The following is a 14,921-nucleotide window of genomic DNA, read 5'->3' as shown; positions in this document are numbered from 1 at the left end:
CCATTTATAGAAAGTTGAATTACCCATGCCATATTTACGACAGAGCTCCTTGACAGGAATACCGGCTTCAGCTTCTTTTAAAATAGATACAATCTGATGTTCAGTCATTTTTTTCATAATTAAATCCCCTTTACTTTTATCATAGAGAATTTTCTACTTTTTTGCTGTACTATTTTAGGGGATAGTTACATGCCCACCTCTATCATTTTTTCGTTTTGGTAATATTGTTGTTCATATTGTCCAGGTGATACCCAGCCATTAGCTGAATGACGGCGTATCCGATTATAATAGATTTCAATATATTCAAATAGTGCTTTATTAGCCAGTTTCCTCGTTTTGTAGTAACATTCATGAATAATGTGTGTTTTGAGTGTATGAAAAAAACTTTCAACAACCGCATTATCAAAGCAGTTCCCTCTTCGACTAATGCTTTGCCTGAGTCCATATTGTAACAATAACTGCTTGAAATCAGCACTGCAATATTGGCTTCCTTGGCCACTATGAATGAGTACATTTTTAGGAAAATGACGCCGCAATAAGGCTTGTTTTAATGTATTACACACTAAATGACGGTCTATGTAGCGACTCGTTTGCCTAGCAATTACTTTTCGTCCATATAAATCGATAATCACCGACAAATATAACCAACCTTCACCCGTTTTAATATAAGTAATATCGGTTACCCATGTCGTATTCGGCTTATCAGGGTTAAATTGCCTATCTAACGTGTTGGGCGCAATATTGTGATGAACCGTGTCTGTTTTATACTTGAATTTACGTGCTGCTTTACTCCGTAATCCCAATTGTTGCAAAACACGGCTAATTGTCCTTTCTGAAACTTGATAGCCCGCTTCCCTAGCATCATGAAGCAGGCTTGGCGCACCCAAACGGGCCTTATGTTGCCAATACTGCTTTTTAATATACTCGATGAGTTTGGCTGATTTGTTTGCTCTTTTTAACCAAGCATAATAACCCGATGAACTGACACCAAGTAATGAGCATATCTTAGTAACGGGATAGCAGGTTAAATGATTTTTCATATAAGCGTACTTCACCGACTTGGATTGTTGATGAAGTACACATGCGCCTTTTTTAGTATATCATTGGCCATTTTCAGTTCTTTAATCTCTTTTTCTAACGCCATAATCCGCTGTTGCTCAGCCGTTAACTCTCGACGGCTGGTTTTATTCGGGGAAAGTTGCCTAATCCATTTATCTAGGGTTGATTTACCCACACCTAGATGGTTAGCAAGTTCGCTGATAGAAAGGTGTGCATTAGATAACGCATAATCCACCGATTGTTGTTTAAATTCGATACTAAATTTTTTGACCATGATATTTGTCTCCTATGATTTTTGTTTATATCATAGAGGCGACTTTTGCCCACTTTTTTGGCGAGGATCAATCAAACTGGTAGTGCTTTCGAAAAGTAGGACTAACCCTAATGCTAGCAAGCTTTAGAGGTGAAAGAGGCAATCTTTAAAGGTGAAAACACTACGACAAAGACTTCGATAGCCTATGGTCTATAGCAAAGAAAGCCAAATTGAAGATAAATTAAGACAGCAAGCTAAATTTTTGTAAAAAATATTCAGGATTCTATACCGTTTCGTGATTAATTAACACTTCGCAGTATCTATTTGTTAAAACATGTAATAACCATCGTATCAATCAATGCCAGAATTATTATAAAAATTGAGCATAAACATCGCAATTCATCGTTTCAACTTCATATTTTATTAGAAATAATCATTAAAAGATAATAAAGTATTAACACACTGAATTTATAATGCCAAAATTAAGGAAATAAATAATGAAAAAAAAATTTTTAACCGTATTGATTGCTGGATTTTTGATGATTGGCTGTGATGACAAACCAACCGAAAACAAAACACAACAACCCACAGCAACTTCAGAGGCTAAACCTTCTGATTCTAAAAAGACTGAAGATGTTTCACGGCAATTTGCACTGAAAGCGCGTAAAGGTAATATATGGCTAGAGGTTTTTAATGCTAATGTCTCCGAAGCTGCAGATAAATTAAGAGGGAATGGGCGTGGCAAGATGACTTCTTCTCTTTATCATCTTGATAGCAGTGTTAAAGGGTTTTTAAGAGGTCTCAGTGATAAAAACGGTAAAATTGATGTCAATTATGTGAAAAAAAATCCAACGAAACTTTTTATCGGCTATCACCCAGAACCAAAGGAGCTTGATGAATATAAACAATTCATTACTGAGTTATTAGCATTAAAACCAGAGTTACCCGAACTTGATGCCGCAGGCAAAGCATTAAGTGATAAATACGTTGAAATAGGATTAGCTTATGACCAGATAGCTAAATATTATTTAGATAATGAGTACAAATTGGATGACTTTGCCAAATTACCTGAACTGTTAAATAATCTTGACACGCTTTATAACCAATATGTTGAAGCAAAAAGTGTGGCTTTAGCAGCTTATGGTAAATTATACAAAGAAATCCATGCATTTCAAAAATCAGAAATAAAAAACAAAGGGTTAACTCTTAACTACAATTGCATGGAAATCATGGATTTATCTGAAGATGTTATCGAGTTAATCAATGAAAGCTTTAACGAAAACAACCAGTTTAAAAATCTCGATAAATCAACCCTTGAACAAAAAATTCAGCAAATAGAATCCATAACCAATGAATTAATGACGAATAAAGGCAAAAATAACTTGATTAAACAACAAGGTTTAAACGATATGTATTATGACCGTTTCGTTGATCGTTTACCTGGATTGATTAATCAAATGAAAGTAGTTTTAAAAAATTTACAGACCAATACTATAGAAAGAGAAGTTGATTCTTTGAATAGCGAACTTAAAAGTGTAATTAGCGGCTATAATCAAGTAATCAATTAAAAATAGATAAACATCGTTTCATTGCTAACATTTTAGTCATTATCAATGACAATAAATAGTGGTATAAATAACAACGGTGTAAATATTACACCGTTTGCAATGCATGAATTTTGGTTAAATAACCATCTGCATATCATTATGTAGTTGGTTATGTAGCTGAATGTAAATAGAGTTCAATATTTAATCTGCGTTGATATTCATTTTTTATTTTGCGCTGCCGATGAAACTGCACCAATAAACACAACATCACTTGACGAATTTAACGCAGTTTCAACCGAATCTTGAATCACACCGATAGCGATCCCAATGCCAATCACTTTAGCTGAAATTTCGTTAGGAATACCAAACATACTACACGCGACAGGAATAAGCAGTAAAGATCCCCCCGCAATTCCCGATGCCCCACAAGCACATACTGAAGTTACAATACAAAGTAATACCGCAGAATAGATATCAACATGTATACCAGCACTAGCCGGCATTGAATTAACTGTGGCTAAAGTTAACACCGTTATAGTAACAGCCGCTCCCGACATATTAATTGCTGCGCCTAATGGCACAGCAACGGTATAGGTATCTTCATCCATGTTATATTTTTTACAAATTTCCATATTGACAGGAATATTTGCTGCTGAGCTACGTGTAAAAAAAGCAGGAATCGCACTTTCTTTTAAAGTAGTGAATACAAGTGGATATGGATTTTTTCGCATAACTAGATAAGCAAGTAATGGATTGATAACCAATGCAACAATCACCATGCAAGAAACTAATACAATTAATAAATGAGCATATTTTTTCAGCTCATCAAAACCTGTTTCGGCTAATGTTGAAGCGATAAGTCCAAAAACTCCTAAAGGCGCAAATCGGATAATAATTCTGACAATAAATGAGATAGCATAAGACAGATCATTCATCATTGTTTTAGTGCTTTCACTAGCGTGCCTTAGTGCTAAACCAATACCAACTCCCCATACAATAAGACCAATATAATTTGCATTTATCAGCGCATTGACAGGATTGTCGATCATTTTGCCTAATAACGTTTTTAACACCTCGGTAATGCCATTAGGCGGAGAAAGCTCAAGGTTATTTAGTGTGTCACCAAATGAAATTTGCGATGGGAATAAAAAACTAGCAATGGTTGCTAATAGTGCAGCTAACATCATTCCAACAAGATAAAGGGTAATTAACGATCTCATATTCGCCTGTTTACCATGCTGATGGTTGGATATTGATGCAATCACTAAAATGAGCACAAGTATAGGAGCTACCGATTTTAAGGCATTAATAAATAGTCCACCTATAAGAGACATTCCTAATGCGGTATCTTTCGATACTGCGGCGAGAATAATACCAAATATTAAGCCCAATAAAATCTGCGGTATCAACCCTACTTTTAAGTAAAAACGAACCAACGGATGAGAAGAATGAGTCATAATATTCCTTGTTTATTAAAATAAAGGCAAAACAATAACATAATTCAACATTATGTTTATAGAAAATAATCATCATCATAATGTTTTTTTATATATCACTTTACATAATGATTAAATTTAATTATTCATTGCTTTTATATTAGACATATTTTAGGTGTTCTAATCAATTTTCAAAAAATAACCATCTTACTTAAGTAATTCAAGTAATTGTTTTGCTTTGTTTACTGCCACTGATTTTGCTTTTGCTTGGGCAATATCCGCTAATCCTTGCCATTGAGAATCAAGTTCAGTTAGATAACCGCGCCTAGTTGCCTCTTTCAAATAAGGGGCATAGGTTAATGACATATCTAAAATCCGATTGATCCAAACAGGTATTTTTTCACCTTGTTTTACTAGATTTCCAACAAACTTAATGCATTCAATTAATACTGGACAAAATATTGGCAATAAACTTGGTCTTTTTTCTAGTAATCGAATTAATTTAGCGGGGCTTAAATCAGGATAATCGAGAAACAACATAATAGCTTTACGCATGGTATCTGCATCAATGATTCCTTTTTTAACATTTTTTTCAAAAATAAAATTTGCTTTATAAGTATCACTGTCTTGAGCCAACAATCCGATAATCACTGTCACTAACGATTTTGAAAAAATCAGATTATCTGTGTTTAAAAAAATCAAATTATATTTACTTGATAATGGTCCATCGTTATTTTCTTGCCAATTACGTGTTTTTTCAACAACAAGTAACTGTTTGTTAATACACCAATGTAACCAAACTCTTGATTGAAAATTAGGTATAACTTGTTGATCTTTTGATAATGCTGGGTAAGCTTCGCATTGGAATTCGTATTCTAAATCATAATACCAATCATTTTTTACTATGTGGAAAACTTGGTTAGACACATTGGGGAGTTTTAAAGTAAACATTAGTGATTTAGCCAATGCTTTAGAAAAGCGTGATGATTGATCTATTACAGGCTTACTAATAGTAATTGAAACATTATCTTCAGGCACAACTTTAGCCTTTTGCGGTTTTGACCATACTTGTTCAAAATCATCAGGAGCTCGCATCGATACGTCTTGTTTTAAAGGGGCGATTTTAGGTAGTTTTTCAACTATGGCTTTTGCTTTCTTAATCGCATTAGCACTCCCCTCTTTACTGGCTAACATTCTGATGCCAAATAATTGCAATTGATTGGCATCGGCTATGCCTTGATCGACAGCATATTGAACTTCTGGTAAAAACTCAGCTATCGCATCAACAGTTTCAAGCGTGCCAGATAACAGTCTCGGCGCTTTACATGATGCGATGATTAATTGATCCAAAATAGGCCAAACCACCGAAAGAATGCCTTGTTTTGCAATATCGGTTAATACTGATACCAAACTAGCTATACGACAAGGAACCTGACTAAACCGCTCCAGTAACAAAACATCTGCCACACCAGGAATAAGCAAACCTCTTTGCCATGCATCATTCACGGCTTGAGCCATATTGCTAGCCACATAAGGCGAATTAGCGCGTTGCATAGCTAACAATGTCATTGCAGAACGTGCATCAAAAGGAGAACGTCTGTTAACAATTTGCTGGAACTCAAAACCTTGATGGTAATCTGTTGCCCAATCAATATCTGACGGTATTGCACTATCGTTCCATAACGGAAAAATAGCAAGAATTTTTGTAAATCCGTTATTTCCAATACGTTTAGGAAAATAATTTAATGATTGTGGCAGGGACAGTACGTCTTCAATATAAGTATTTAACGCTAATTTAGGTTCGATTACTGGATCGTCCAGATACTGTAATACTAAAGAGCCAGCATCAATTGGCATTTTTTGTCCTGATTGCAAAACGACTGCAACATTTAACTTCTTGAGTTTTTCTATCGTTGATGATGTTTGTGTCGAAACATCAAGACGAGTCAAGGCTAAAAACAGATCCGCCTCTAATGCATCAATTTTCAACTGTTGATAAATCGCTAATCGTTGACTAAGATCATCCACTGTTATTGAAAGATCACTCATGCTTGGTGTCGACAGTAAACAAGGTATTTTGCCTAAGTTTTTACAAACAATATAATCGCGTGCTGTCAATAAATCAGACAAGTATTTATGATACGGAATCTCTTCGCCTTTACGCCAATAAAATAGAAAGCCAAGAAGCCGGTCAACCCGCAATTTTATACCAGCTAAACTCGCTTTTGCAGCTTGAGGATCGTGATAAGCAATAATATTGGCTACAGCTAAAAATCTTTCCGTCACACTATCATGACCAGATATGTTTCTTTTTACTAATTCAGAGGCTAACTCAGTTAATACATCAGGGGAAATAGGCTCTAATTCAAAAGGTGGTAATTGCCAAAGTGGCGGTGTTGGTTGCCAAAGTTGTTGTAATTCGGAGGAATTAGATTGTATGGTATGATTATCAAGATGCCACTTTGTAATTAGTTTGCTAGTTAAAGCCACAATTGACTCATCAGTTTGGTCAAGTAATAGGTTTAACAAAGGCATAAACAAATCAGCATTTTTGGGCTTTTTGCGATTTAGAGCAATCTTTAACACTAATTTTTTGACCGATTTTATTTTAGATGATAAGCATGCCGTCATCACTTCAACTAATAACTCATCATCAACAAAGGGGATTAAAACGGGTGCTAATCGATTAATGATTGCTGATTCACCCATGGCTAGTAATGGAATTAAAACAGGTACTCGCTGACACAATTCAGCATCGGTAACACCTAAATCATAAAGTGTATCTAACCATACTTTACGATCTATAGGACGAATAGCGATATCTAAGGCTAAAAAAATTAACTCTTTTGCTTGCTCTCGGTCAAGCCAACCTAATGTTACCCCCAAGCGAAACACTTCACTAAAAGACCCTGTAGCAGGTGTATTTAACGCAATAGCAATTTGAATATGTTCGATAAATCGACGCTGACATTGAGCTATATTTGGAGGGATTTTATCGTAAAAAGGGTCGACAATATCAGCATCATGAATAGCAACTGAAAAATGCTTTACAACATCACAACCACGCATAGCAACCGCCGCATACAACGTCCAATCGGCGATATAATTTTGATTTTCAGGAATAATCAAATTTAAACGATCTACCAACTGAACAGCAAGATCTGTAGGCGCAGACGCTTGTTGCACAAAATTTTGTGCATAATTCTCACCACGTTCAATAATAACCGGCAATAACAAAGATGAATAAGTATAATGAGCAAGTTTTAACGCTCGGCTCACTGATACCCCAATCCGAATGGCGTACAAAGCTAAATATGCTTTATTACACTTAACATAATCTTGCCATTGAAAAGCGTTACCAACTTTGACATAGTCACCCCATTTGCCACTTTTTAATCCTAAAAGTGCAATCTTTTGCTGCTCTTTGCTACCTAGCGGTTGTTGTAAAATATTGTCAGCTGTGACATTGTTCCAATTCAAAGAAGTAAAAATCGCTTCGGCTTTCACTAAGTTAGCATTCATAAATATTTTCCTTAATTTGCACTGCTAAAATATGTTTACACGGTCCTTTTTTGAGTTGATGATTCAGATACCATGAGCAAGTACATTGTGATATCATTTTACTATTCTGCCTAACAAAACGGACACGATAGTCTTCGTTATTCGAGTGAACCATCCATGTGTTTTCATCAACCCGATCAATACATTCAAGCAATTTATAGGCCGATTTTAAACGCGGATTATCTTTGATAAGTCGATGATTAGGATCTTCAGGCAATTGACGATGAAAATAGCCATTTTGGTGTACATCAAAACCCAATTTACCTGAAACAGCTAGATACGCCAGCGAACTATTAATGTGCTGAGTATCTAACCCTGTTTTTATCGCTAGCTGAGTCAGATCAATTAGTGAATCAAATTGTAAAATAGATTGAATAAGTTGAGCATTTTGTAATTGCTGTTTTGGTGCAAGCAACTCAAGTAAGGCGCCTTCGCCAGAATAACCTTGCCATGGCTGTGCAGTTAAGCTCAAAGTAAGCCTTGCACCGTCGAGTTCGACTTCTACCATGCAGGATCCTTGTTCGCCACTTGCTAACCGATAAAAAGTTAAACGTTTAATATTGGTCATTAATCGCTTAAGTGCGCTTAACCGGTGTAGCCCCGAAATATACACACTATTGATATCGCCTTGAGCCATCAATTTAATACCGGTATTGGATGGCACTAGCCAGCTTGATTGTTGTTTACTAGTCACGGTTGGCAATCCCGCAATAAACGTTTGTGCTTGTATTCCCGTTATCGTAAAAACAGCGACCATTTTGGTATGAATTTCAGCTACATTACCAAGTGCTCGAATCCACCTATCTGGCATTGCAACAGGGCGCTCAATAATGGCTTTTATACCAATCACATCTCTATCTTGTTTTTGGATATGGTGCGTTGCCAAACCTTGATTGCCAATATTGAGATAAAGTTTATCTTTATTATTAACCTGAGTTAGCGCTTGCCTTAAGCTAATACCAATATCTACATTGGTTGTGCCTCGTGATATTTTTCCATCAAATCCTTGTTGTAGCAAATCTAAACGGGCATAAACACTGTTACAGGCAGAAAAAACTTCTGCTCTTAATTGATTCCCTTGCGCAGATAAAACAGGATCACGCAAAGTCACCGGCACCGGTTTAAAATATCGGGTCGCAGTAATATCAGCTAGAACCAGTAAAGATCTAGCAAGAATCTGTGGGTAAAGAGCATAACCAGCAAAAAATTGAGGGTTGTCAATAATTCCATCTGGTGTTAAGGCTGGCGATAACGCTAAGGCTAATACGTCGTTAGTGAGTTTTGATTGCTGAGAAAACTTCAATATAAATCATCCTAACACATTAAAAATAGACAAAATATCATGCTCATGAGTATAAAATAAGCAAAATATATTGTCTATATTTGATGTTTTTTTACTATTTTGATGAAAAATATTCTTGTTTTATCAAAGCTATCTAAATGATTTCTGCAACAGGTGAGCCCGCGTTAACATAATTGCCTTCTTTGATTGTCTGTTTTAAAACGCCGTTTCGATGTGCAATAACTTGAACTTCCATTTTCATGGCTTCCATAATAGCAATAACATCGCCTGCGTTTACGCTTTGATTATCATTCATCACCCATTTAAAAAGACTACCCGACACAGGTGACTGGACAATCAATTCAGAGATTTCTTCTTTCACGCTTGAAGATGTATCTAAATTAGCTTCCGTTTGCAAGGATAACCCAGCAAAGAGTTGTGCAGGAAAACCCAGTTTACAACGTTTACCGTCAATCTCGATAAATGTGTGAGTCAGCGTTGCTTCTTCTTGTGGTATTTGCCTTTTGGCCGGCGTTATTGTTGCAGTCAATTCAGTTTCGATCCAACGCGTATGCATTTTAAAATCATCACAAAAATCAGGATGTTCAATAACCGCACGTGCAAATGGTAATACACTTGCCACCCCCTCAATCGAAAACTCAGCTAAAGCACGACGAGCCCTTGCAATGGCCTGTTCACGATTATTTCCAACAATAATCAGTTTTGCTATGAGTGAATCAAACATTGCAGGGATCGTTGAACCCGTTACCACCCCACTATCTAAACGTACTCCCGGCCCCGATGGTGCATCAAACTGCGTAATTGTACCAGCTACGGGTAAAAAGCCATTAGCTACATCCTCAGCATTAATACGAAACTCAATGGCGTGACCTCGTGGTTTAGGCGTTTGGTTAATGCTAAGCGGTAAACCTTGGGCAATGCGCAGTTGCTCGATAACAAGATCGACACCCGTTGTTTCTTCTGTAACTGGGTGTTCAACTTGCAATCTTGTGTTTACTTCAAGGAAAGATAACTTGCCATCCTGACTAAGCAAAAATTCAACTGTACCCACGCCGACATAATTTGCTTTAGCACAAATATCAATCGAAGCTTGAATAATTTGTTGCTCTAATTGTTCGTTTAAAAACGGTGCTGGTGATTCTTCAATTAATTTTTGGTTACGACGTTGCAGTGAACAGTCACGAGTTCCAACCACAACAACATGACCTAATGTATCTGCAATGATTTGTGCTTCAATATGCCGAGGATTATGTAAAAATTGTTCTAAAAAACATTCACCACGACCAAAGGCAGTAGTCGCTTCGCGTACAGCGGAATGATAAAGTTCTTCAACTTCTTTCATTTGCCAAGCCACCTTTAATCCCCGACCGCCGCCACCGAATGCCGCTTTAATCGCTATCGGTAAACCATGAGCGTGCGCAAATTCAACGACCTCTTTAACATCTTGCACTGGTTGTTTAGTTCCAGCCACTAAAGGCGCGCCAACTTGCAATGCAAGTTGTCTGGCTCTGACTTTATCGCCTAATATTTCGATCGTTTCTGGATTTGGTCCAATCCATATTAAACCAGCATTTTGCACTGCTTTAGCAAATTCAACACGTTCTGATAAAAACCCATAACCTGGGTGCACCATTGTAGCGCCTGATTTTTTGGCTATAGCAATGATTTTATCAATATCGAGATAAGTTTCACTCGGTAAGTTGCCTGATAATCCATAAGCTTCATCTGCCATTTGTACATGAAGTGCATCAATATCCGCATCGGCATAAATTACAATAGACAAAAAACCCATATCACGACAAGCACGTATAATACGTACGGCAATCTCGCCTCGGTTAGCGATCAATACTTTGTGAGTTATTTTTTGATTATTTTCAGACATGATCAATATCACTCCCTTCAATTTCTTTAAACATCCCTATAGGATTAAATTTTATTTTGGCATTGACTGGAATTTGACCGGCCAAATCTAAATGGTATGTACACACAGCCCCGATAACAGGATAGCCCCCTGTTAAAGGGTGATCATTCAAAAATAGTACTGGCTGCCCATTTGCTGGAATTTGTATTGCTCCAATGCAGGTGCCTTCACTGGGTAATTCTTGCTCTTTGTCACGGCTTAAAGGCATGTCACCAGACAAACGTAAACCAATGCGATTAGATGCAGGTGTCACCTGCCATAGTTGAGAAGAAAGTAATTCTACCGCTTGCTTTGTAAACCAATCAGTACGCGGTCCAAGCACAATATCGAGTACAATAATATCATTACAAGTAGGATAGCGTATCATTGGTGTTTCGGTTAACGACACCGCATTTAAGGTTTGAATTTTTTTAATAGCTAGCGTTTGACCGATTTTAAGTGGCGATGGTCCGACTTGAGCAAGTGTATCGAAAGAGCAACTGGTTAAAACAGGTGATACTTGAAAACCACCACGCACAGCGAAATAACTACGCACACCACATTTTACGCTTCCCAAACTAATAATATCGCCTTTTTCCAATTGAATCGGTTGATACATGGCCTCATTATACTTTTCGCCATCTGATGTTGTAATGTGTATATCACACTCAGCCCCTGTAACAGCAACCAACATACCACAGTTTACCTGCGCTTTAAAACCACCTTGCGTAATTTCTAATACGGCTTCATTTATTGGATTGCCCACAATGCGGTTACCGCTATGTAATGCTCCCTTATCCATCGCTCCAGATTCAGAGATACCTAATGCCGCCTGACCAATGCGCCCTGCGTCTTGTAGAAGTGTTTGTAATCCTGTTGCTAATATTTTGATATCCTGTTGTTGATTGCTGTTGCTATCGCCTTTTTTAGTGGTAGGCAAATGATACTTCTTAGTGGATTTGCTAGCATCAACAAAATTAACTCGGCTACCGGGTTTCAATAATGCAGGTTGATCGCGATTTAAATCCCATACAGCGGTATCGGTTATACCAATAAGTTGCCAACCGCCGGGACTAGCTTGAGGATAAATACTACTAAACTCACCTGCTAAAGCAACTGAACCAGCTGGAATACGAACTCGTGGTGATGGACGACGCGGTACATTAAGCTGAGCATTTTTAGACACCATATAAGCAAAGCCAGGCGCAAAGCCACAAAAAGCCACTTGATATTCATTATTGGTGTGTCTTGCAATGGCTTCAGCAACAGTTATACCTAGATATTCAGCCACTTGGGCTAAGTCCTCGCCATTATAATGAACAGGTATTGTCACCAATTCACCAGATTGCATAACACTTGCTGAAATATCCAATTTAGCGATATGCTTAACAAGCGTATTAGCATTAGTCGCAATGGGGTTATAACGAATCAATATAGTGCGCGCTGCGGGGATTATCTCTTCTATATGCCAATGCATAAATACACTTTGCAGTGCATTGGTAAGCGCCATCGTTTGCTCAAGAGTTGTTAATTCAACAATAAACGCATCAACATTAACGGGTAAAAATCGCATTAAGCACCTCTATATATAGTAAATATCCAATCCCTAACTATAACTATTTTATAGCGTTGTGTCATATCAGAGACTAAATTTATTGCCGGCTTAACAAATTCGTATCTAATCATAGTTCTATTTTTTCGTTAACTTAACTAAGTTTCCAAAACTTAACTAATCTAATGATTATTTACCTTAGCAAACGAAACAATATTAATGCCATTTTGTTGTAATTTTTCACGAACTTTTTGCGCCATTGCTAAGGCACCAGCGCTATCGCCGTGAACACAAATTGATCCCGCTTCAATACCGACAAACTGCCCATCTATAGAAGTCACACCACCATCACTCACTAACTGTAGCATACGGTCTGCAACTAGATCGGGATCGTGCAACACAGCGCCGGCTTCTTTACGAGACACTAACGTACCATCGGCATGATATGCCCTATCAGCAAAAGCCTCGGCAACCACACGTAAGCCGTTTTCTTTAGCCCACTCAATGAGTTTTGAGCCCGCAAGCGCAACTAAAATCAGTGTTGAATCAATCGAACAAAGTGCATCAATCACAGCCATTGCCTGACGCTTATCATGCGCAATTGTGTTATATAAGGCTCCATGAGGTTTAACATAACTCACCTTAGCACCAATTGAAGCGGCTAACCCTTTGAGTGCACCAATTTGATAAATCACATCTGCGGTTAATTCATCGGCGGCTATATCCATATTACGACGACCGAAACCAACTAAATCAGGATAACCGACATGAGCACCGACTTCGACATGATTAGCTTTAGCCGCTTTTAATGTCTTTAAAATACCCGCTGGCGATCCTGCATGGAATCCGCAAGCAATATTGGCACTGCTAACAACTTTTAGCATTGCCTCATCATTTCCCATCTGCCATTGACCAAAACTCTCGCCAAGGTCACTGTTTAAATCAATACATTTAGTGATTGTCATATTGTCCTCTATTTTAAATAGTTAAAAATAGTAGCAACCGACATTATGCCCATATACCAAGTAATTGCACACACAACTACACCTGACAGCAATAGCCATCTTGGATAATGATATCCAGACATAAGATCAGCACGTCGCCAACCAATATAGACAAAAATAGTTAAACCAAGCGGTAAAACTAAACCATTAAAACCGCCCGCAAAAACTAATAATGATACAGGTGCGGTTCCCATGATTAAATAAATAGCTAGCGAAACAGCAATAAAAACAATAGTGGCAAACTGGCGTTGCTTTTCTGTAATTGCCCGTTTAAAAGGGGTAATAAAAGTCATCGAAGTATAAGCTGCGCCAATAATACTAGTTATCGCAGCCGCCCATAAAATCAAACCAAAAATACGTAACCCCAATTCACCTAAAGCGGCCTGAAAGGCTTGTGATGCGGGATTGGCAGCATAGCTTGAAATGTCAATTGTTACACCACTTGCAACCACACCTAAAATGGCTAAAAATAAGATGTAACGCATCAAACCCACAACCATTATTCCTTTGGTTGCCGCGCCCGAAACATAATCGATATGCTGAGCACCAACCATACCTTTATCAAGTAAACGGTGAGCACCAGCATAAGAAATATACCCCCCAACCGTTCCCCCAACAATAGTCGTAATAGAGGCAAAATCAACACTGCTTGGAAAAACCGTTTCCTTTAAAGCTTGCCCAACAGGTGGTTGAGAAGCAAATACCACAAACAAGGTCAAAATAATCATGAGCAAACCAAAACCAATCATTAAACGATCAATAAAATGACTGGCTTTACGGGATGAAAATATATAAACCGCTAAGAGCGCACTAATTGCCCCACCCCATTTAGGATCAAGCCCAACAAGTGCGTTTAAACCTAAACCAGCGCCGGCTATATTACCAATATTAAACACCAATCCACCAAATATAATCAGCACTGCAAGTATATAGCCACTAAATGGAATCGTCGCATTAGCAATATCTGAAGAATTCATTTTGGTTAACGCAACAATTCGCCAAATATTTTGCTGAACAACAAAATCAATAATAATAGAGGCTAAAATACCAAAGCCAAAAGCAGTACCAAGGGTGACGGTAAAAGTGGCTGTTTGGGTAATAAAGCCCGGACCAATTGCCGAAGTCGCCATTAAAAAAATAGCACTGATTAATGAGGCACGCCGATTTTTAACAAAAGCAACGGTACTACCGCTATTATTTTCCATATGCATGTTTCCTCTAAACTTATTTCTAGAATTATGACTATAGTTATACCAAATAGTATTTACAGACAATGACTATGCCATAGCTCTAACAAATTTTGATA

Annotated in this window: 10 protein-coding genes; 1 reads left to right on the top strand and 9 read right to left on the bottom strand. The window is 37.6% G+C overall.

Annotation, left to right across the window (positions count from 1 at the left end; translation table 11 throughout):
• Window positions 1-117 (bottom strand): transposase (locus ACYIAM_RS09220; RefSeq protein ID WP_483747552.1); only part of this gene is annotated, 117 nt, incomplete at its 3' end.
• A gap of 68 nt (window positions 118-185) precedes the next feature.
• A protein-coding gene (locus ACYIAM_RS09215) for an IS3 family transposase (RefSeq protein ID WP_483748044.1) occupies window positions 186-1,333 on the bottom strand; the annotation gives its coding sequence in 2 pieces (ribosomal slippage) (window positions 186-1,087 and window positions 1,087-1,333; 1,149 coding nt in all).
• A gap of 476 nt (window positions 1,334-1,809) precedes the next feature.
• Between ACYIAM_RS09215 and ACYIAM_RS09210 the strand changes: the two genes are divergently transcribed.
• Window positions 1,810-2,880 (top strand): DUF3829 domain-containing protein, encoded by a 1,071-nt coding sequence (locus tag ACYIAM_RS09210; protein ID WP_483748043.1) that lies wholly within the window; start codon window positions 1,810-1,812, stop codon window positions 2,878-2,880.
• 197 nt (window positions 2,881-3,077) lie between these two features.
• Here the strand turns inward: ACYIAM_RS09210 and sstT are convergent, their stop codons facing one another.
• The 7 genes from sstT to ACYIAM_RS09175 form a co-directional block, all read right to left on the bottom strand.
• Window positions 3,078-4,319, bottom strand: a complete 1,242-nt coding sequence (gene sstT, locus ACYIAM_RS09205; RefSeq protein WP_483748046.1) for a serine/threonine transporter SstT — start codon at window positions 4,317-4,319, stop codon at window positions 3,078-3,080.
• 183 nt (window positions 4,320-4,502) lie between these two features.
• Window positions 4,503-7,817 carry a hypothetical protein gene (locus ACYIAM_RS09200; RefSeq protein ID WP_483748042.1) on the bottom strand — a complete coding sequence of 1,105 codons (3,315 nt, stop codon included), beginning with the start codon at window positions 7,815-7,817 and terminating at the stop codon, window positions 4,503-4,505.
• Entirely contained in the window at window positions 7,807-9,159 is a 1,353-nt protein-coding gene (locus ACYIAM_RS09195) for an SWIM zinc finger family protein (RefSeq protein WP_483748041.1), read from the bottom strand. Before ACYIAM_RS09195 ends, ACYIAM_RS09200 begins: the two co-directional genes overlap by 11 nt.
• Window positions 9,160-9,292: 133 nt before the next feature.
• Complete coding sequence (locus tag ACYIAM_RS09190) at window positions 9,293-11,041, bottom strand: acetyl/propionyl/methylcrotonyl-CoA carboxylase subunit alpha (RefSeq protein ID WP_483748040.1); 1,749 nt, start codon at window positions 11,039-11,041, stop codon at window positions 9,293-9,295.
• On the bottom strand, window positions 11,034-12,632 hold the full coding sequence (locus tag ACYIAM_RS09185; RefSeq protein ID WP_483748039.1) for a 5-oxoprolinase subunit B/C family protein: 1,599 nt from the start codon (window positions 12,630-12,632) through the stop codon (window positions 11,034-11,036). Before ACYIAM_RS09185 ends, ACYIAM_RS09190 begins: the two co-directional genes overlap by 8 nt.
• A 161-nt stretch (window positions 12,633-12,793) precedes the next feature.
• Window positions 12,794-13,570, bottom strand: coding sequence for a LamB/YcsF family protein (locus ACYIAM_RS09180; protein ID WP_483748045.1), 777 nt, complete (start codon window positions 13,568-13,570; stop codon window positions 12,794-12,796).
• 14 nt (window positions 13,571-13,584) lie between these two features.
• On the bottom strand, window positions 13,585-14,820 hold the full coding sequence (locus tag ACYIAM_RS09175; protein ID WP_483748038.1) for an NRAMP family divalent metal transporter: 1,236 nt from the start codon (window positions 14,818-14,820) through the stop codon (window positions 13,585-13,587).
• Between the last annotated feature and the right edge of the window lie 101 nt (window positions 14,821-14,921).

Source organism: Gilliamella sp. X-60, assembly GCF_057063585.1.
This window is presented reverse-complemented; position numbering and strand designations above follow the sequence as displayed.